Raw genomic sequence first — 20,306 nt, forward strand, 5'->3', positions numbered from 1 at the left:
CATGAAGCATAGTATGAGCAGACGTGGTAATTGTTGGGATAATGCTCCAACCGAGCGGTTCTTTAGGAGCTTTAAAACAGAATGGATGCCCAAGAAAGGCTATGACGATTTATCTCAAGCAAGAGTCGATGTAGCGAGTTATATTTTAGGTTATTACTGTCAAGTTAGACCACATAGCTTTAATGATTATTTAACACCTGTTGAGAAAGAAAATCAGTTTTTTAACCAAAATCTCTTAAAAGCTGTCTAATTAAACTTGACCACTACAACCTTTATTTGTTAATTAGCGTTATTTTGGACTTTTTATTTATTTCTGTCAATACAGAAATTTATAAAACTTTAAAATGATAAAAAAAATAACGGAAATATTCTTACATTTGCCTTATAATAACCAATAATCATACTTATATTATTGAGAAGTTATTTTATGTCAATTCATTTAGAAAATTTAAATAATGATAACCAAGACATTATCAGTCAATTTTTTAACCCAAGCGAACAAATAACCGAACGTGCAAAAGATTTTCGCACAGGCTATGTGGCGATTGTCGGTCGCCCAAATGTGGGAAAATCCACGCTGATGAATCATATTTTGGGACAAAAATTGTCCATCACCAGTCGCAAACCGCAGACCACACGCCACCGTATCACGGGTATTTATACCGATGAAACCATGCAGGCGATTTTTGTGGATACCCCGGGCATTCATGCCAACGAAGTACGAGCAATCAACGAGCGTATGAACCAAACTGCCACGTCCGTATTTACTGATGTGGACGTGGTGCTATTTGTGATTGACAGTTTAAAATGGGTGAGTGATGATGAACTGGTGTTTTCAAAACTGCAAAACCTTGATGTGCCTGTGGTTGCGGTGATTAACAAAAGCGATACCATTAAACAAAAAGGCGAGCTTTTTCCTTTATTAGAAAAACTTCACAATACAGGTATTTTTAGCGATGTTGTACCGATTTCTGCATTGCGTGGGCATAATTTGGCTGAGTTGTTAAATGTCATCAAAAAACATTTGCCAATCACAGAGCCAATCTATGACGCTGAACAAATTACCGACCGCAGTGAACGCTTTTTAGCAAGCGAAATTATCCGTGAAAAAGTCATGCGAACGTCTGGCGATGAAATTCCGTATGATTTGACCGTGCAAATTGACACCTTCAAAGACGAACCTGCTCATCAAGACCCAAAAACAGGCAAATGGCGACGTGCCGTTACCTTTATTGATGCAACTATTTTTGTGGAAAGACGTGGACAAAAGGTAATTATCATCGGTGATAAGGGTGAAAAAATCAAACAAATTGGCATAGACGCACGCCTTGACATGGAAAAAATGTTTGAAAAAAAGGTCATGCTTACCCTTTGGGTCAAGGTGAAAAAAGGCTGGAGCGATGATGAAAGGGCATTGACCAGTTTGGGATACTAATTTGCGAAACCAACCACTCACAGGCTATATCCTATACCAAAAACCCTATGGCGAAAGCCGTAGCTTGATTTATTTTTTTTCCAAAGAGTTCGGTTTGGTACATGGCGTTGGTAAAAAAAATCTGCCGCTATTTATGCCGATTTCGCTGTTTGCCACGGGTAAAAATAGCCTAAAAACTTTTAGCCAAAGTCAACTTTTATTGACAAATAAAGCGTTGCCAATCCCACAAAATTTTGGCAAACCCATGATTATCGGCTTGTATTTAAATGAATTATTGTTAAAAATACTCGGCATTGCTAATGTAGAAGATGCCATGCCGAACGCTTGGCAACAATACGAATGCAGTTTGGTACAGATTTTTAGCGAAAACACAAATCCACATCAGCGTTGGCAATTTGCATTACGTCAATTTGAAACGGTATTGCTAGACGAGTTGGGCTATGCGATTGATTTTTCACAAGATTTCTTGCAACAATCCATCAATCCGAAAGCCAATTATTATTATGAATTAGAACAAGGTTTTGTGCCAAATTATAACCAAAATTTAAAAAAAACAAAGAATAATCAAACGTTTATCCTTGGTAAACAGCTGATTGATTGGCAAAATTTTTTGATAAATTCATATGATTTTGATAAAAATTTATCAACTAATTTGGCAGAAATTAATGAATTATTACGAAAAATCGGCGTGATTTATCGACAAATATTAGATAATTTATTGAATTATCAATCACTAAAAAGTCGTGAATTATGGCGACAATTAACCATTTATCAAAAGGATTTTTCATGAAAAATACACCACTTTTGGGCGTTAATATTGACCATATTGCCACCCTTCGCCAAGCCCGTGGCGTAGATTACCCAGACCCTGTGGCAGGAGCATTGCTTTGCGAGCAGGCAGGGGCAGACGGCATCACGCTTCATCTGCGAGAAGACCGCCGTCATATTCAAGATAGCGATGTTTATCGTATGGCAAAAGTTTTGACCACTCGCATGAATTTGGAAATGGCGGTAACTGATGAAATGCTTGCCATAGCTTCTGATGTTAAACCTGCATGGGTAAGCCTTGTGCCAGAAAAACGCCAAGAAATCACCACCGAAGGTGGACTTGATGTGATTGGCAATGCCGAAAAAATTGCCAATTTTATCCAAATTTTACAACAAAATGGTACAAAAGTTTCGTTATTTATTGACCCAAATATTGAACAAATTGACAAAAGCATTGCCATCAATGCCGATGCGATTGAGATTCATACAGGGGCATATGCGGAAGTTTTTTTAACCAATCATCGAGAAAGTATTGAAAAAGAATTGCAAAAAATCCGCCAAGCAGTTGCTTATGCCAAAGCAAAAAATCCAAATTTACTGGTAAATGCTGGGCATGGTTTGACCCGAGAAAATGTCGCACTGATTGCCCAAATTGACGGTATTTATGAGTTAAATATTGGACACTCTATCATTGCAGATAGCGTGTTTATGGGGCTTGAAAATGCGGTAAAAGCGATGCGACAGGCATTTTAACAACCACTCGGTTCTTCTTGGCGGGATTTAATTTTTACCATACCTGTTTGGTTAAAAGTGACTTTAAAACTATTATCTGCGTTGTTGTCATTGGCACAATAGCGGATATTTCCCATATGCCCGATAGGGTTGCCGTTACTGGGTTTAAAGTCAATGTAGGGTTTATTTAACGCAATATTAAGCCGAACTGTACCGTATTTTAGCATGAGTGGTGTGCGTTCTTTAATGATATCCGTGCCGTTGTCAAACATATGATTGCCATTTTTATCAACAAAACTTAATAATACTGTGCCGTTGGTGGCAACACATCGATCTTGCTCATTAGCAACACAAATTGTTATCATATTTTGATAAATCATGGTATCTTGTTTAGCAGCACTTAAAAATGTACTGAGGGTCATTGCGATACGTTGGCTTTCAGATTGTTTAAGTTGATTTAGCACGTTCGGTACAGCGATGCTTGCCACAATGCCCATAATGATAATGGTTATCATTAATTCTAGCAAAGTAAATCCCAAATAACCGCCACGATGAAAAACAGCACAAGAGGGCATGAGATTTCCTTATCTATCTAAAAAATAGCCTGGAGTCGTAAAAAAGTTAGAACCTGTATTCACAACCTTACGCAAATTAGGATTTGTTGTGAAATTAATGGATAAAAGTTTGCTTTTGCATGAAAACTGGCGAAATCTTGCTTTTCTGCGTCAAAAACTTGCTTGATAGAATCACTATCAACCTGCGTTTTTTCCTTGAAAAGCGGGCGATTTATCGCATTTTTCATTGCAAAAATGTTATGAATACAGGTTCTTAAAATGATTAATAAGTTATCATACCCAAAACAAGTAGAAAAAACCACCAAAAAATCTTAAAACGTAAAAAAACGTAAAAAAAATGTAGTTTTTCGTGATAAATTCTATCAAAACACTAGCTAAAAAATTCATTCTATATTAAAATTAGCACATACCGACAGCTGATATAGTTTGTCTATGGTGGTTATTTTTTGAACAATTCTGCTTAAATAAACTAAAAAGTAGGGATAATTTGGCAATATTGTGTCAAAAAGTAAAAAAAACAGTTGTCATTTTTATGATAACACGTTAAGCTATTAACGACTGAGGTTGTATGGTAGGCAGTTTTTAGTATTTTTAATATTATGACAACCTATCACGATAGATAGACTATCAATTGTAACTTAGACAAATCCTTTTGGAGGAATTATGAAAGCTTATAACAAATTAGCTTTGGCTATTTTGGCAACTGCAGCATCTGCATCTGCAAATGCTGGTGTAACGGTAACCCCACTAATTTTGGGTTATCATGTATCTAATGATATTAAAGACACTGCAAAAAAACAACGTGGCACTCTAGATACAGGCAGTACCGTTGTAACTAACGCAGGTACAAGTGAAAATGTAACCGGTCGTGGTAATGGCGTTGCATTAGATAGCGATCTATATACAGGGGCAGGTATTGGTATCGAACTAACCCCAACCATCGCATTAGAACTTGAATACGGCGAAAAAAATACAGATGCTTATTCAAATAAAGCATCACGTGATGCCTACGAATTCGATGCAAAACAAAAAATGTATTCTGCTAACTTCACGGTGGGCACGGAAACGTTCACTGGCTACACTAATAGCCCATTCAAACCATATGTATTAATCGGTGGTGGTGTTTCTGATATCTCTATTGAAGCTCAAAAAAAACATGGTCAAGCATCAGCGGGTCAGGAAGTTACCGAATCTAAAGACACTATCGGTAACTTGGGTCTAGGTGCGTATTATCGTATCAACGATGCCCTAAGCTTACGTGGTGAAGCACGTGCCATTCACAACTTTGACAACAACTGGTGGGAAGGCATGGCATTGGCTGGCTTGAATGTTGTTTTAGGCGGCCACTTAGCACCAGCAGCAGCAATCGTTGAGCCAACTCCTGTACCAACTGGTCCAGTAGTAATTGATACTGTTGATGGTGACGACGACCAAGACGGCGTATTGAACAGTGTTGATGCTTGCCCAGGCACACCATTAAACGTTGTGGTTGATGCAACTGGTTGCCCAGCAAAACAAGTAATTGATGACCAATTACGTATGGAATTGCGTGTATTCTTTGACAATGACAAAACCATTATCAAAGACCAATACAAACCAGAAATCCAAAAAGTTGCAGAGAAAATGAACGAATATCCAAATGCAACAGCTGCGATTGAAGGTCACGCCTCTAAAAATACGAAACGTTCAAGTGCAAAATATAACCAACGTCTATCCGAAGCTCGTGCAAACGCTGTGAAAGGCGTATTAGTTAACCAATTCGGTATCAACCCAGCACGTATCAGCACTGTCGGTTATGGTTTTGACCGTCCAATCGCTGACAATGCGACTAAAGAAGGTCAAGCAATGAACCGTCGTGTTTACGCTACTATCTCTGGTAACAAAACACAAACCGTAACTCAGACTAAAGATATGAACTAATTCTTAGTTTGATTACAAAAAAAGCTATCCAAAACTTGGGTAGCTTTTTTGTATTTTTAGTTTTATCTTAAATATTGAACAGTTTAGAATTTTTATCAAAAATTTTTTTATAAAAATGTTATAATTATCTGCTTTAATTTTCTTACCTTTTAAGAGTTATTTTTTTATGTCAGATTCGATTAAAAATCTTCGCAATATTGCGATTATTGCCCACGTTGACCACGGTAAAACTACCTTGGTTGATAAACTTTTACAACAATCAGGTACTTTTGGTGAACGTGCTGCCGAAGTGGAACGTGTGATGGACTCTAACGCTTTAGAACAAGAGCGTGGCATCACCATTTTAGCTAAAAATACCGCTATCCGTTGGACAAATCCAAAAGACGGCGAAGAATATCGCATTAACATTGTGGATACGCCCGGTCACGCTGACTTTGGTGGCGAAGTAGAGCGTGTGATGTCTATGGTGGACTGCGTGTTGTTATTGGTGGATGCGGTGGATGGTCCAATGCCACAAACTCGTTTTGTCACTCAAAAAGCCTTTGCTCGTGGTTTAAAACCGATTGTGGTGATTAACAAGATTGATAAACCCGGTGCTAGACCTGATTGGGTGATGGACCAAGTATTTGATTTATTTGATAATTTAGGTGCGACTGATGAACAGTTGGATTTTCCGATTGTTTATGCGTCTGCGGTAAATGGGATTGCAGGTTTGTCGCCAGATGAGATGGCAGAAAATATGCAACCGCTATTTGAAACTATCGTGAATGTGGTAGAAGCACCGCACGTGGATACCGAAGGTCCATTCCAAATGCAAATTTCAAGTTTGGATTATGACAATTTTAAAGGCTTAATCGGTATCGGTCGCATTCAGCGTGGCTCGGTGAAAACCAACACGCCTGTAACCATTATTGACAAAGAAGGCAACAAACGCAACGGTCGTGTCTTACAAATCATGGGCTATCATGGTTTGGAACGCATTGAAGTACCATTTGCCCAAGCAGGTGATATCGTGTGTATCACAGGTATTGATGCGTTGAATATTTCAGATACGATTTGTGATCCACAAAATGTAGAAGCATTGCCACCGCTTAGTGTGGATGAACCGACTGTTTCGATGACTTTCCAAGTAAACGACTCGCCATTTGCAGGTCGTGAAGGTAAGTTTGTAACTTCTCGTAATATCCGTGAACGTTTGGAACGTGAATTAATCCACAATGTGGCATTACGTGTGGAAGATACGGATAGCCCTGATAAATTTAAGGTTTCAGGTCGTGGTGAGTTGCATTTGTCTGTCTTGATTGAAAATATGCGTCGTGAAGGTTATGAGTTAGGCGTTTCTCGTCCAGAAGTGATTGTCAAAGAAGTGGACGGTGTAAAACAAGAGCCATACGAAAACGTGATTTTTGACGTAGAAGAACAGCACCAAGGTGCGGTCATGGAACAAGTTGGCTTGCGTAAAGGCGAAATGACTAACATGGAGCTTGACGGCAAAGGTCGTATCCGTATTGAAGCGGTTATTCCATCGCGTGGCTTGATTGGTTTTCGTTCAGAATTTATGACCATGACATCAGGTACGGGTATTTTAACGTCAAGTTTTTCACATTATGGCGAACAAAAAGTTGGCGATGTTGGTGGACGTAACAACGGTGTTCTGATTTCCATGATTACAGGCACTTGCTTGGGTTATGCATTATTTAATTTACAAGAACGTGGTAAATTGTTTGCTGGACCCGGTTTGGAAGTGTACGAGGGCATGATTGTTGGTATCAACTCTCGTGGCGATGACATGGTGGTAAACCCAACCAAAGCCAAACAATTGACCAATATCCGTGCATCAGGTTCGGACGAAAACATCATTTTAACGCCACCAATCAAATACACATTGGAACAAGCGTTAGAATTTATCCAAGATGATGAGCTCGTTGAAGTCACACCAAAATCTATCCGTATTCGTAAACGTTATTTGACAGAAAATGACCGTAAACGTAACGCTCGTAAGTAATTTTATTAAATTTAATTAATCAGTGTATTTAATTTTAGATAAAATCTTTACGAAAAATTACAAAAAGTCTATCAAGAGAATAGGCTTTTTGTTTTACGATACGCAACGCAAAAATACGTTTAAATTTTTTAATTAAAACCTTGCTAATGATAAGGTTTTATAAAAATTTAAATTTCTAATATTGAATAAAAGCTTTTTTAGGGTCCATGAATACTTGAACCCAAAAAGCTAAAAAATTAAGGACTCATCTTATGAGTATGATGCAAGAATTTAAAGATTTTGCGGTAAAAGGCAACGTGATGGACTTAGCAGTCGGTGTGATTATCGGCGGTGCATTCGGTAAAATTACCACATCTTTGGTAGAAGATGTGATTATGCCTATCGTTTCGGCGATTATGGGTGGCAAAATTGACTTTAGCAATATGTTTATTGTGCTTGGCGACGTGCCAGCAGGTACAGCGATGACTTACACGGCGTTAAAAGAAGCGGGCGTGCCTGTGCTTGCTTACGGTAACTTTATCACCATTTTGATTAACTTTATCATTTTGGCGTTTATCGTCTTTATGTTGGTGAAAGGCATGAATAAAATGCGTAAAGAAGCGAAAGCCGAGCCAGAAGCACCAGCAGAACCGACAGAAGAAGTACTGTTACTGCGTGAAATCAGTGCAAAATTGAGTAAATAATTTAATTGTTTGTTTAAGTATTTTAAAATTTCTTAATCGTCTGATTAGGGCTTTTTTGTTAAATGTCAAAAACTTTGAGGATTGATAATTTATACCTAAATACAAGGCATGACACGTTGGCTTGGACGCATGCTAACGGTTCAGTGAAAGCGATTAGCGATATCGTACAAGGAAAATGCTTGAAATTAACTTTGACTTTGTTGGGATTGATTAGTTTTTTATCAAAAATTTGTTATTCTTTTGGGAAAATAATATTAAGCGTTGAACCTTTGCCAACTTTGGATTGAATGTCAAGTTTGGCATTATGCTGATGAATGACGTGTTTGACAATCGCCAAACCTAGCCCTGTTCCGCCTGTTTCACGGCTTCGTCCACTATCCACCCGATAAAAACGCTCGGTCAACCGCTCAATATGTGGAGTGTCAATGCCAATCCCCGTATCACTCACGCTAAAATAATAACCGTCTGTCTTTTCAAACCAACTAATGCTGACTTCACCACCTTTGGGCGTGTATTTTATGGCATTGGTGATTAAATTGCTTAAAGCACTATTTAAAAAATCTTCATATCCCATAATGTGCTGTTGGCTGTCAATGTGCAGATGAATGAGATGTTCAAAGTTGTGATTATAAATTTGGGCATCGTCAAACAGTTGTGACAGTAATTTTGGCATATCAATCAGCGTGGGTTTTTCGCTGTTTTCGTTATTTTCAAGGCGAGCGATTAGTAGTAAGTCATTGATAATATTATTCATTCTGTCGCTTTGTTGCAACATTTGCCCAAACGCTCGTTGCCAACGCAGGTCAAGCTCAGGCTGTTGGCTAAACGTTTCCAAATAACCCATAATGACTGTGAGTGGCGTACGTAATTCGTGCGATACATTGGCAACAAAATCTTTTCGCATGGTGTCAAGGCGGTGATGGCGTTCGCTAAGTTGTTGTTTTTCAAATTGAATTAGCTGAATTTTTTTGGCAGTTTTGTTAAAAAATGGGTTGAAACCAAATTCGCTAAATTGTTTTGGATTGTCCAAAAAACGTTGTAATCGTTTAAAATAATGAATTAATGATAAATTAAATATTAACAATACTATCACTATACAAGCCAAATTAATCAGCCAAAATGTGGTTAAAATTTGCTGTTCATTGATTAAAATATTGATAAAAATCCCAAGAATAAAGCCAAGTATAATGCTGGCAATGAGTTTTTTTAATAAAAATTTTTGTAAGCTTTGTTTAGACATATTTGATAAATTGCGAAAATAAATTGGCTTATTATAACGATTTTTTGCTACAATAAGCCAATTTTTTACAAGGTTTTTATCCTTTATCATGGTTGTTAAAATTTGAGAAGAATATGAAAGCAAGAATTTTAGCCGTTGGACAAAAAATGCCAACGTGGGTGCAGACGGGTTTTGATGATTATTTCAAACGTATTCAGCCGATGTTAAGTACCGAAATTGTGGAAATCCCTGCCTGTAAACGCAGTAAAAACCCATCCGTGGCGGAGTTAGAAAAATATGCGACAACTGAAGGGGGCTTGATTTTGCAAGCTCACGCCAATGCCAAACGAGAGCGGTTGATTTGCCTAGATGTGCGTGGCAAAAATCTGTCAACCGAAGATTTGGCGGAAAAAATCAGTGATGCCATGCAAATGGGCGAGGATATGGGTTTTGTGATTGGTGGGGCGGACGGCTTGTCAAAAGCGGTGTTGGCACAGGCGGATTTTAAGTGGTCGTTGTCAAGTTTGACTTTGCCACATCCTTTGGTGCGAGTGATTTTAATGGAGCAGTTGTATCGGGCGATGACCATTATCAATCATCACCCATATCATCGTGGTGACTATTTTTAAGGCACTTCTTTATCTGTTTTTAACAAGGATTAATTAGCCACGATACACATTTTCTTCATTCATATTTAACTCAATGCCGTCTATTTTGGCATTTTGCGAAAGTTTAAACAAATAATCAACCAAGCCATGATGAAAAGATTGTTGGGTTAAGTGATTGGTAATCATCGGTTTTGCTTGTTCAAAACTTAACGCCACTCCGTCTTTTTTGTCAATCACATCCACGATATGAATGCCGTAACGGGTTTCAATCGGATTAACACCAAGCCCTTGGGGTAACGCAAATACTGCACTTTCAAATTCTGGCACGGTCGCACCTTTGGCAATTACCCCCAAATTGCCACCATCATCTTTGGACGGACAAGCGGATAAACTTTGCACGTGAAATAAAAACTCGGCATCAGGGTTGTTACTGGTTTTGATTTTTTCAATGATATCGCTGGCTTGTTTTTTGAGTTTTAGGCGTTCATCACCTTCTTCTGGCGGACTTGCGAGCAAAATATGACGCACGTTGATGATTGGCGGTGTGGTAAATTGGGCTTGGTTTTGCTGATAATATTGCTCGATATTAGCATCAGTTGGGGCTTTTGGTTCAACGTTTTTGCCAAGCAAATCGCCAATCGCCTGTTCTTCGTCCGCATCCCACGCCGACTGTCCCAAACTTGGCTCGGCAAGTACCGCTTGGCGTAATAATTCACGCATCACAAGGGCTTGAGCAGATAGGTATAACGCATCGTCTTTGCTGTCGGCAGGGTGATATTGCACTTCTTGGGCGATTTGTTCGGGCTCAATTTTTATACCATTTACCGTAATACTTGGTAAGGTTTCACGACTGGTTGCGATTAAATTAGCGTGGTTGGATTTTTCTTCGGCAAGGGCTTTTTGGATAAATTTTGCATCCGAATTGGGTTTTTTTAGGTCGTCAGATGTTGGCATAATACGGATACCGTCATCGTGTTCATGGTGGTGGTGATAATGTTCATGGTTATATTCATGGGCATGATGGCGGTGATGCTCATGACTATTTTGATGTTTACCACCGTCACCACAACCGCAATTCCCACTGCCACAGCCTGTTGCTTCAGCGTTGGTTTGTTCTGCTTGTTTTGGGTTAAAAGTATTGACGCTCATTGTGCTTATCCTATCAGAAAATTTACGACAATTATCATCAAAATAGGGCGGTTTGGCTATACTTCTTTGGGTTTAGCTTTTGCCAAAAAATGATGCAACAATTTATGCAAACATTTCGCAAGCCAAAAAAAATCCTGCCGACTGACAGGATTTTTTTCTTTTAATGTGTCAGGTTAAAATTATTGAGTAACGCTTGCAACGGTAGTCGTTACGACGCCTGGACCGTCAACAAGATAAACGTCAACTCGGCGACCTTCCTGAGTTTTACCTTCCGCACCCACAAAATCGTCTGGTTTAATTAGCTCAATTTGAGCTTCTGGCACACCATTATCCATCAAGAATTGTTTGACGGATTTAGCACGTTTTTCAGATAATTCATCATTAAATGCCTTATTACCTGTGCTATCAGTGTAGCCACTGATGCCAATTTTCTTGCCTTGTTGTACAGCATCTAACAACTTTGACTCCATCAATTTGTCTTTAGCTTGTGGAGCAAGGTCTGCTTTTGCAGTAACGAAGTAAAACGACAAACGACCTTTATCTAAGTAAACCGATGGTTCAGTTGTAGAAATTACTACATCAGTTACAGGAGCTACGGCAACTGCACTTGCAGTAGAGGCGGGTACACTACCGACAACCATTGCGTCAGTGGTTGATGCAACGCTTGCGATGGCTACGCTTTCAGTGGTTGATGCGACTGATGCAGGGTCAGTCGCTACAGTATCAGCGGTTTGAACACGTGGTGCGGTTTCATCTTTACCACAGCCTTTTAGCAACATCGCTGCTAAACCACCTAAAATTAACAAAGCGATTAATGGCAATAACCATTTTGGTAAACCACTGCTTTCTTCTGGTTTTGGTGTGGCAACTAGGTGTTCTTGAACATGAGTTGTAGTTTGAGTGTGATTTACATTCGCTACAGCTGGGTTGATGTTTAACAATGACAAAACACCCGCTGGGATAAGTGCATACGCCCAAGTTGGAATTAGGCTTGCCAATGAACCTAAATTTGCACCCAAGAAATCTACCACAGGAGTTGTACCTGCAAGGTTTTGTACTTCGGCAAATGCGACAGGTGCAGAATCAGAAACTAGGTTTAAGGTTTCGTCATTTGAGACGTTGAATTCTTGAGCTAATTTACCAATCAAATCATTGCGTTGGTTGGCTTGTGGAAACAGACGCTCTAAAAAGTTATTGCTTGGGGTGCTAGTTGCTAAATCAGCATAGACATCTTTGTCCATAAAACGGGCAAGAAAAATTGCGTATGCTTTTTTTAGCAATTCGTTACGTACGCTGTCGCCAGCTTTGTCACCCAAAATTGCAGGACTAACGGTTTGCACTAGATGTTCAATGATATTGATGCTCATAAAAATGTCCTCTAAAAAAGTTGGTTTGAATGATAAAAACGCATAAACATCCCAAAACAAGGCTTTCGTTATCTTTATCACTATTATTTTGTTGAGTAGTTTTATAATTTTTTAAACTTGATAGAACGTTGATAAAATTTTAAAAAACTACTTAGAATGGTGCGTATATTAACCTAAATCAATTTTTGCTTCAGTTATATTAAAGTAACTAAAACGTAAAGATTATGTTAACAAAAATTTAGCAAAAAAGGCTAACGGATTGGATTTTATTAAAAACTGATAAAATTAATCATTCTTGTAAAAATGTGGTTCAAAAAGATAACAGAAAATTTTGTCAAATTACAGTATAGTAGCGATTTATTTTTGATATTAACAAATTTAATCTTAACAAAGTGAGAAAGTTGTAAATGATGACCTTAATTATCATTGCGTTGACGGTGGCGGTGAGTTTATTGGCGTGGCAGTCGCCAAAATTAATGGATAGACTGATTTTTTATCCGCCTGCGATACAGCGTGGGCAAGTGGAGCGGTTTGTTACGCATGGTTTGTTACACGCGGACGGTATGCACTTGTTTTTTAATATGTTTACCTTGTTTTCGTTTGGACAAGTGGTGGAGCGGTTTTTTGCCAGTCGGGTGTCGGTGGTGGGGTATTTGTTGTTTTATGTCGTGGCAGTTGTGGTAGCGATTTTACCTAGTTTTGTTAAACACAAAAATGACCGCCGTTATTCAAGTTTAGGGGCATCGGGGGCGGTGTCGGCGGTGGTGTTTAGTTATGTGTTAATGAACCCGTGGGCGACGTTGCTCGTGTTTTTTGTGCCTGTACCTGCGATTATTTTTGCAGGGCTGTATGTCGGCTATAGCGTGTGGGCGGATGGTCATGGGCGTGGTAATGTCAACCATTCGGCACATTTGGTCGGTGGTGTATTTGGGATGTTGGCGACCATTGCCATTGAACCAAATATTGTACCGCACTTTTTTAATGCGTTAATGCACCCAAGATTTTTAAGTTTTGGTTAATTTAAACTATCAGTAAATGAATTTTAATTTAAAAATTTTGTTAAAAGTTATAAAGCGTGGTTAATAAATGATTTACGATATTATTGGTGATATTCACGGTCAAGCAGATAAATTAATAGGGTTATTGACCAAGCTAGGTTATCAATTCAACGGCGAATTTTTTGTTGCACCGCCTAATCAGCAAGCGATTTTTATCGGCGATTTAGTGGATAGGGGGAGTAAACAATTAGCAACACTAAATATTGTATTTAACATGATTGATAATCAACAAGCCCTTGCGGTCATGGGCAATCATGAATACAATGCGTTGGCGTATGCCACGCCTGACCCACGTGACCCAAATGAATACCTGCGAAGCCACGAGCCAAAACACACGCTACAGCACCAAGCCTTTTTGGGTGAAGTGGGATTTGGCACGGATTTGCACTATTTTTGGCTAGAACGTTTTTATGAATTGCCTTTGTGGTTGGAGCTTGAGCAGGCGTGTTTTGTCCATGCGTGTTGGGATACGCACGCCATGTCGGTGCTAAAACCGCATTTGACGGATGATAATAAATTGACAAAAAAGGCTTTACAGTTAAGCAGTTACAAAAGCACGGCAGAGTTTAGTGCTTTAGAACGGGTGCTAAAAGGCGTGGAAATTCGTCTGCCTGACGGGGTTTATTTTTTTGACAAAGAGCAAAACCAGCGCAAAAATATACGAGTGCAATGGTGGCTGTCCCAACTGTCAAATCAGCCCATTCATCAGATTGCACGAGCCACACAGAGCGACTTGGCGAGTGTGCCGATTGATGCGTTAAGTGAAACAGTAGATTTTGAATTGACTACAAAAAAACCGATTTTTGTTGGGCATTATTGGTTGGTAGATACGCCAAATGTGCTATCAGAGCAAGTGGTGTGCGTGGATTATTCGGCAGGGGGCAGTGGATTTTTGACGGCATATCGTTTTGATACGAATAATCCAATCTTGTCGGCGGATAATTTTGTGCAATTTCAACCAAGTTAAAAAAAATGGGTAGAATTTTTAAATATTTTAAACAATCGTTAAAAATTATTTCCCCCAAATTTTTTTATATTTATCAAGTAGTTGTTCGTTTGTTTCTACTCGCCCGGGGTCTTTGATGATACAGTCAATCGGGCAAACTTTATCGCAAGTTGGCTCATCATAAAAGCCCACGCACTCGGTGCATAGGTCGGGGTTGATGACATAGGTTTTTTGCCCTTTTTGGTCATAAAAAATGGCATCGTTTGGGCATTCTGGCTCGCAAATGTCGCAGTTGATGCACTCGGCGGTGATTTTAAGTGCCATTATTCGCCAGCTTTGTCCAAGTGCTTCACGGCAAATCGCATAAAATCCCACAGCGTGCTGTCATGGTCGTGTACCGCATTCCAGATGGCATCTTCGCTCATCACGCTGTACTCGCCATCGGTGGTCAAATCCAGCTCTAAGCCATCTTCAATCTGCTCAAAAATCTCACGGTACTCGCCATCAAAATAAAAATGCTCCAATTTGCCCATCAGATCGGCACTTTTTGCCAAGTCTTGTTTGGCGATTTCTAGGCGTTCGTGGACGGCAAGCCATTCTTTATAAATGGCTTGGATTTCGTTAATGCGGGTTTGAGTGGTCATAGCTGTTCCTTTTAAAAAATAATAGGCATTATCGCACATAATGTTTATGTACTAAAATTAAGGATTGATACGCAAAAGCTCAATGCGGTATTTGGCGGCTTGCCTACCGCTTTTGCCTTCTTCTTGGTAGCCTAAATGAGTGGGAATGTCAAATTCATAAGTTGCACCCACAGGCATTAAAAGCAGGCTTTCTTTTAATCCTGTGAACATTTCGCTGACAGGCAAAATCACAGGCACACCGTTTAACGTACCCTCCAAGACCTCGCCTTTGGCATTATAGGAAGTAAAAAGAATTTCTACCTCATCGTGCAAGGCGGGTTTTTTGCCATGACCATCTTGGATAATGCGATAGGTGAGTCCCGATGTGGTGCTGTGGGTAGGTGTGTGAGTAAAGGCGGTAGCGGTCAAAGGACTTTGGGCTAGAATGGCACACAGTATCAAAGCAGGGTATTTGATGTTCATAAGGTCTCCTAAGTGGTTATGCTAGAAATTCAAAAGGATTGATTAACTTAACAGGCATACCGTCAAAATCTTTAACATTGCGAGTAGCGACCGTTAAATTATGGGCAATGGCGGTTGAAGCGATATAAGCGTCATTTAAAGCTTTTGGATTTGGGACATTTAAACTGGCATAAATTTGAGCCACTTGTTCATCAACTGGCAAAATTCTATTGGCAAATTTTACCAAAACCCAGTTGTTTAGCCAATCTTCCAAAACATCTGCTTGCACAAAATCGTGATTATGGCGTTTTAGTAAAACCCCAAGTTTTAATTCTCCAATCACAATCGCACTTAAATACACTTTTGAAAAATCCAAAGTGTTTGCCCAAGCGACTACATTAGCGTTGGCTTTATTTTGTTCTATTTTTCTGATTTCAGAAATCACATTGGTGTCAAGTAAAATCATTGTACTTTCTCAATCATCAAATAAAGTTTCCAATTCGCTAAAATTTGGTGGCAAATCTTTAAATTCAGGAATGTCAAAATCCATATCACCAATCGCCTTATATTCCATACACGCATCATATAAAGTTTTTGGTTTTGTTGGTTTTTTTGGCGATAAATCAGACAACAATTCTTGTAGTTGCATAAAAGTAGAATAATCCAATTCTAGCGTAACCTTGGCAACATCATCGCTATTTTGTTTTTTAACAAAAACACTATTGTCCTGCAAAGCGGTATATAACCGCCCTGCACTGATGTTAATGTTAGGATTTAAATTCATTTAAACTCCTTATGGATTTTTTTAAGTAAAAATCGGTTCATCTACCTTTTTCATTACAAGGGCAAATTTTAAGATTTCTTTGTCCATTTCTTTAAAGGGATTGTTAATTTGGCAAATCCAACCAGAGCCTAAGGCGGAGTCTATTTCATTGCCTTTTTTGTCCCAAAGTTTATCAAGGGTATAAATCAAATTGCCTTGCGGGGTCATAATTTCAATTTCATCGCCTTTGCTTAATTTATTTTTGACGGTCAAAGTTAATTTGTCATCATTAATGTCCAAAACTTCCGCCACAAATTGCTGATGGTCGGTTTTTGATGAGCCGTATTCATAATTTTGATAATCCGAATGAATGTGCCGTCTTAAAAACCCTTCGGTATAGCCACGATTGGCAAGACCGTCCAAAGCGGTAATCAAGCTTGTGTCAAATGGCTTTCCTGCGACCGCATCATCAATGGCACGGCGATACACTTGGGCGGTGCGAGCGACATAATAATGCGATTTGGTACGCCCTTCAATTTTGAGTGAATGCACGCCCATGTTTACCAAATCAGGCACCAGCTCCACCGCACGCAAATCCTTAGAGTTCATGATATACGTCCCATGCTCGTCTTCGTACATCGCCATAAGCTCGCCTTTACGTCCTTCTTCTTCAATCAGCACCACTTCATCGGACGGCTTTTCTACATAATCATCACCCATGACGACATCGCCATTTAGATTGACGTTTTTGATCTCGCCTTGACTGGGGACAAATACTTCTGGACTGGCAGGGACGATATCGCCTGTTTCGTTTTCCACCGCCTTATAAGTGTTGTACGACCAGCGACACGCATTGGTACAAGTGCCTTGATTGGCATCTCGTTTGTTAATATAACCCGATAGCAAGCACCGCCCCGAATACGCCATACAGAGCGCCCCATGGACAAAAACTTCAATTTCCATATCAGGGACTTCTGTGATGATTTGTTCAATTTCTTTTAAGGAGAGTTCACGGCTGACAATGACACGAGACACGCCCATTTGTTTCCAAAACTTCACCGTTGCCCAGTTCACGGCATTGGCTTGCACGGACAGATGAATGACTTGCTCTGGAAAATGCTCCCTGACCATCATAATCATGCCAGCGTCCGACATGATGAGAGCGTCAGGCTTCATCTCAATGACGGGGCGAATGTCTTCAATAAAGGTTTTTAATTTGGCATTGTGGGCTTGGATGTTGACCACCACATAAAATTGTTTGCCAAGCGAATGGGCGTAGGCAATGCCCTTGGCAAGATTTTCTTCATCAAAATCATTATTACGCACTCGCAAAGAATAACGGGCTTGCCCTGCATACACCGCATCCGCTCCATAGGCAAAGGCGTATTGCATATTTTTAAAGGTGCCAGCAGGGCAGAGAAGTTCGGGTTTTTTGGTGGTTTGTGGATTTGTCATGGGGTTTCACTTAAAATTGGCTAATATTTTGGCTAGAAAAGTTAATTTCAACTAAAAAATAAAATGGTTGCTTCATTTAACATTATACCAAATTTTTTATTTAAAGTTAATAAAGTTGAGTAAAATAGTCGGGTTTCAAAAACATTTTGCCAATCTACTACCTTTTTACCATTGATTTTATTTACCAAAAGTTTTAGCATAGACAAAACTTTTGAAAAAGGGTAGTCATATGACAACAAAAACAACCAATCATAAAACTGCAGACATCATCATCGTAGGCGGTGGGCCGGCGGGACTTGCCTTTGCTCGCTCAGTTGCCGATACAGGGTTAAGCGTTGTTGTCATTGAAAAAAGTAGCGAAGAAAGCCTTGCCAATCCTGCCTATGATGGACGAGAAATCGCCTTAACGCACGCATCAAAACGCCTTTTGCAAGATTTGGATATTTGGCAACAGATTGATAATGAAAAGATTTTTTTGTTAAAAGATGCCAGCGTATTGGACGGCAACTCATCGTACCAACTATATTTTGGCACACCAAGCCAATTTCAAGGCAAACTATTTGGCAATCAAGTGGAAAATTTGGGCTATCTGATTTCTAACAATCTTATCCGCAAAGCCTGTTATGACAGTGTCAAAACCCAACAAAATATCCAACTTTTATGTGGAACTGGGGTAAAACACGTCCATACCAATGATATCTGTGCCTATGTAGAACTGGAAAATGGGGAAACGTGGGACACGCCACTTTTGGTAATTGCCGACAGCCGTTTCTCAAATAGTCGCCGACAGCTTGGTATTTCGGCGGATAGTCATGATTTTGGACGTAGTATGATTGTTTGCCGAATGTCAAATACATTATCCAATCAGCACCGAGCGGTAGAATGTTTTTATTATGGCACAACGTTGGCGTTGTTGCCATTGACCGAGAATTTGACCAACTGTGTACTCACCGCCAACAGCCAAGAAGCCCAAGAAATTTTAGCCCTATCGCCAGATGACTTTGCCAAAAAAATCACCCAATTTATTGACGGACAACTGGGCGAAATGCAACTGGTTAGCACACAACATTTGTACCCACTGGTTGGCGTGCATGCCAATCGGTTTTATCAAGGGCGAGCGGTGCTAATCGGTGATAGTGCGGTCGGCATGCACCCTGTAACCGCTCATGGCTTTAATTTGGGCTTAAATGGTGTGGCAATTTTATCAAAATTCATTCACAATGCAACTGCCAAGAACCAAGACTACGGTACACAAAAAATCCTGTCTCGTTACGAACGTGAACATATGTTGATAACTCGTCCGATGTATCACGGCACTAATGCCATTGTCAAACTGTTTACCAACGACAGCAAACCTGCAAAATTGGCACGTTCCGCCATTTTACGTATTAGCAATAACTTACCACCGTTAAAAGCCTTGATTACCAAACAATTGACAGGTTAAATTGATAAAATTTTGTAGGGTGGGTTGTTAACGTATAACCCACCTTTCAATTACAATTTAAAAAAAATAACAAAATTCTTAATCCACCACCACCTGAATACTGGCTAATCCGTCAATTTCACCAACCATTTCATCGCCTGAAACTACCGCACCCACCCCTTTTGGCGTGCCTGTAAAAATCAAATCGCCTGCACGCAGTTCAAACAAGTCGGATAATTTGCTAATCGTTTCTGCCACATTCCAAATTAACTCATTTGTATTGCCTTGTTGTGCGGTTTTGCCATTCACTGTTAAGCGAATAGTGGCGTTCTCAATGTCTTTAGCATCCGCAATCGGACAAATCTCGCCAATCGGTGTGGCAAAATCAAACGCCTTGCCAATTTCCCATGGGCGACCTTGTTGCTTCATTAAACTTTGTAAATCTCGCCGAGTCATATCTAGCCCCACCGCATAGCCAAATACACAACGCATTGCATCTGCTACGGCAATATTTTTGCCACCACTTGCCAAAGCAACGACCAGTTCCACCTCATAATCATAGCGTTGCGTTTGGCTAGGATAAGGGATATGCACGGTTTGACCCTTGCTAATGGGTACGATAGACTGTTCATCATTATGTTTGCAAAAGAAAAATGGCGGTTCACGCTCAGGATCAGACCCCATTTCTTTGGCGTGTTCAGCGTAGTTACGACCGACACAGTAGACACGGCGGACAGGAAAAAGAGCCTCATGCTGTAAAATCGGTAAGCCGACAGTTTTGGCAGGTTCAAAGATATAAGTCATTGTTATTCCTAAATTTTTTAAATAATGGATAAAATGGGATAATTATAAAAATAAAACCGTTCGTATTGAGCTTGTCGAAACATCAATGGTTTTCCAACACTTCGACAAGCTCGGTGCGAATAGAAAACCTAAGTTTATTGTTGACAACGAAAACGCCACATTTTAAGCAACCCAATCTTAAAAAATTATGCTATTATAACAAACAATATTTGTCAATCTGATAAATTATCAATATACAAACAAATCTCAATCATTTACCGTATTTTTACAATAAATTTAATTAAAATATTCATTGAAAATATTTAACAAAG

22 protein-coding genes are annotated in these 20,306 nt (G+C 39.5%); 11 read left to right on the forward strand and 11 right to left on the reverse strand.

The genetic code is table 11. From position 1 onward, the window contains the following. The 4 genes from A3G3_RS0104725 to A3G3_RS0104740 all read left to right on the forward strand — a co-directional run. A partial coding sequence (locus A3G3_RS0104725; RefSeq protein WP_019519392.1) for an integrase core domain-containing protein occupies positions 1-250 on the forward strand: 250 nt, incomplete at its 5' end. A gap of 177 nt (positions 251-427) precedes the next feature. Continuing rightward, positions 428-1,435: a GTPase Era gene (gene era, locus A3G3_RS0104730; RefSeq protein WP_019519393.1), complete on the forward strand. Its 1,008-nt coding sequence runs from the start codon at positions 428-430 to the stop codon at positions 1,433-1,435. 1 nt (position 1,436) lies between these two features. After that, positions 1,437-2,225 (forward strand): DNA repair protein RecO, encoded by a 789-nt coding sequence (gene recO, locus A3G3_RS0104735; protein WP_019519394.1) that lies wholly within the window; start codon positions 1,437-1,439, stop codon positions 2,223-2,225. After that, positions 2,222-2,956, forward strand: a complete 735-nt coding sequence (locus A3G3_RS0104740) for a pyridoxine 5'-phosphate synthase (protein ID WP_019519395.1) — start codon at positions 2,222-2,224, stop codon at positions 2,954-2,956. The genes recO and A3G3_RS0104740 overlap by 4 nt, the downstream gene beginning before the upstream one ends. On the opposite strand, the gene A3G3_RS0104745 is transcribed toward A3G3_RS0104740, so the two are convergent. Further along, on the reverse strand, positions 2,953-3,510 hold the full coding sequence (locus tag A3G3_RS0104745) for a type IV pilin protein (RefSeq protein ID WP_019519396.1): 558 nt from the start codon (positions 3,508-3,510) through the stop codon (positions 2,953-2,955). The two genes, A3G3_RS0104740 and A3G3_RS0104745, sit on opposite strands and share 4 nt — an antisense overlap. Positions 3,511-4,173: 663 nt before the next feature. Between A3G3_RS0104745 and A3G3_RS0104755 the strand changes: the two genes are divergently transcribed. The 3 genes from A3G3_RS0104755 (at position 4,174) to mscL (ending at position 8,118) form a co-directional block, all read left to right on the forward strand. Next, a complete protein-coding gene (locus A3G3_RS0104755; protein WP_019519398.1) occupies positions 4,174-5,430 on the forward strand; it encodes an OmpA family protein in 1,257 nt (418 codons plus the stop codon). Between the two features lie 166 nt (positions 5,431-5,596). Then, positions 5,597-7,435, forward strand: coding sequence for a translational GTPase TypA (gene typA, locus A3G3_RS0104760; RefSeq protein WP_019519399.1), 1,839 nt, complete (start codon positions 5,597-5,599; stop codon positions 7,433-7,435). 251 nt (positions 7,436-7,686) lie between these two features. Further along, positions 7,687-8,118: a large conductance mechanosensitive channel protein MscL gene (gene mscL, locus A3G3_RS0104765; RefSeq protein ID WP_019519400.1), complete on the forward strand. Its 432-nt coding sequence runs from the start codon at positions 7,687-7,689 to the stop codon at positions 8,116-8,118. A 232-nt stretch (positions 8,119-8,350) separates the two neighbouring features. Here the strand turns inward: mscL and A3G3_RS0104770 are convergent, their stop codons facing one another. Then, a complete protein-coding gene (locus tag A3G3_RS0104770) occupies positions 8,351-9,358 on the reverse strand; it encodes an ATP-binding protein (RefSeq protein WP_156802099.1) in 1,008 nt (335 codons plus the stop codon). Between the two features lie 113 nt (positions 9,359-9,471). Between A3G3_RS0104770 and rlmH the strand changes: the two genes are divergently transcribed. Then, the gene (gene rlmH, locus A3G3_RS0104775; protein WP_019519402.1) at positions 9,472-9,966 is read left to right on the forward strand and encodes a 23S rRNA (pseudouridine(1915)-N(3))-methyltransferase RlmH; all 495 of its coding nucleotides are present in this window, start codon (positions 9,472-9,474) and stop codon (positions 9,964-9,966) included. A 33-nt stretch (positions 9,967-9,999) separates the two neighbouring features. Here the strand turns inward: rlmH and A3G3_RS0104780 are convergent, their stop codons facing one another. Beyond that, entirely contained in the window at positions 10,000-11,094 is a 1,095-nt protein-coding gene (locus tag A3G3_RS0104780; protein ID WP_019519403.1) for a peptidylprolyl isomerase, read from the reverse strand. 179 nt (positions 11,095-11,273) lie between these two features. Further along, positions 11,274-12,461 (reverse strand): OmpA family protein, encoded by a 1,188-nt coding sequence (locus A3G3_RS13980; RefSeq protein WP_019519404.1) that lies wholly within the window; start codon positions 12,459-12,461, stop codon positions 11,274-11,276. Positions 12,462-12,868: 407 nt separating this feature from the next. On the opposite strand from A3G3_RS13980, the gene A3G3_RS0104790 reads away from it, so the two are divergent. Continuing rightward, positions 12,869-13,480 carry a rhomboid family intramembrane serine protease gene (locus tag A3G3_RS0104790; protein ID WP_019519405.1) on the forward strand — a complete coding sequence of 204 codons (612 nt, stop codon included), beginning with the start codon at positions 12,869-12,871 and terminating at the stop codon, positions 13,478-13,480. A gap of 67 nt (positions 13,481-13,547) precedes the next feature. Continuing rightward, positions 13,548-14,486, forward strand: a complete 939-nt coding sequence (locus A3G3_RS0104795) for a metallophosphoesterase (protein WP_019519406.1) — start codon at positions 13,548-13,550, stop codon at positions 14,484-14,486. Positions 14,487-14,531: 45 nt separating this feature from the next. Here the strand turns inward: A3G3_RS0104795 and A3G3_RS0104800 are convergent, their stop codons facing one another. From A3G3_RS0104800 to trhP, 6 genes are read right to left on the reverse strand one after another with little or no spacing between them, the layout of a single operon-like run. Further along, positions 14,532-14,789, reverse strand: coding sequence for a YfhL family 4Fe-4S dicluster ferredoxin (locus tag A3G3_RS0104800; RefSeq protein WP_019519407.1), 258 nt, complete (start codon positions 14,787-14,789; stop codon positions 14,532-14,534). Then, the gene (locus A3G3_RS0104805; protein WP_019519408.1) at positions 14,789-15,109 is read right to left on the reverse strand and encodes a DUF4298 domain-containing protein; all 321 of its coding nucleotides are present in this window, start codon (positions 15,107-15,109) and stop codon (positions 14,789-14,791) included. The genes A3G3_RS0104800 and A3G3_RS0104805 overlap by 1 nt, the downstream gene beginning before the upstream one ends. A gap of 57 nt (positions 15,110-15,166) precedes the next feature. After that, positions 15,167-15,571, reverse strand: a complete 405-nt coding sequence (locus A3G3_RS13985; RefSeq protein WP_019519409.1) for an FKBP-type peptidyl-prolyl cis-trans isomerase — start codon at positions 15,569-15,571, stop codon at positions 15,167-15,169. 16 nt (positions 15,572-15,587) lie between these two features. Next, the gene (locus A3G3_RS0104815) at positions 15,588-16,016 is read right to left on the reverse strand and encodes a type II toxin-antitoxin system VapC family toxin (protein ID WP_019519410.1); all 429 of its coding nucleotides are present in this window, start codon (positions 16,014-16,016) and stop codon (positions 15,588-15,590) included. A 9-nt stretch (positions 16,017-16,025) separates the two neighbouring features. Next, entirely contained in the window at positions 16,026-16,334 is a 309-nt protein-coding gene (locus tag A3G3_RS0104820) for a hypothetical protein (protein ID WP_019519411.1), read from the reverse strand. Positions 16,335-16,355: 21 nt separating this feature from the next. Beyond that, positions 16,356-17,768, reverse strand: coding sequence for a prephenate-dependent tRNA uridine(34) hydroxylase TrhP (gene trhP, locus A3G3_RS0104825; RefSeq protein ID WP_019519412.1), 1,413 nt, complete (start codon positions 17,766-17,768; stop codon positions 16,356-16,358). Between the two features lie 229 nt (positions 17,769-17,997). Here trhP and ubiM point away from each other — a divergent pair, with 229 nt between their 5' ends. Then, the gene (gene ubiM / locus A3G3_RS0104835; protein WP_019519414.1) at positions 17,998-19,212 is read left to right on the forward strand and encodes a 5-demethoxyubiquinol-8 5-hydroxylase UbiM; all 1,215 of its coding nucleotides are present in this window, start codon (positions 17,998-18,000) and stop codon (positions 19,210-19,212) included. A 78-nt stretch (positions 19,213-19,290) separates the two neighbouring features. Here the strand turns inward: ubiM and A3G3_RS0104840 are convergent, their stop codons facing one another. Continuing rightward, complete coding sequence (locus A3G3_RS0104840) at positions 19,291-19,995, reverse strand: fumarylacetoacetate hydrolase family protein (protein ID WP_019519415.1); 705 nt, start codon at positions 19,993-19,995, stop codon at positions 19,291-19,293. Between the last annotated feature and the right edge of the window lie 311 nt (positions 19,996-20,306).

It is taken from the genome of Moraxella boevrei DSM 14165 (assembly GCF_000379845.1).
Classification (GTDB): Bacteria; Pseudomonadota; Gammaproteobacteria; order Pseudomonadales; family Moraxellaceae; genus Faucicola; species Faucicola boevrei.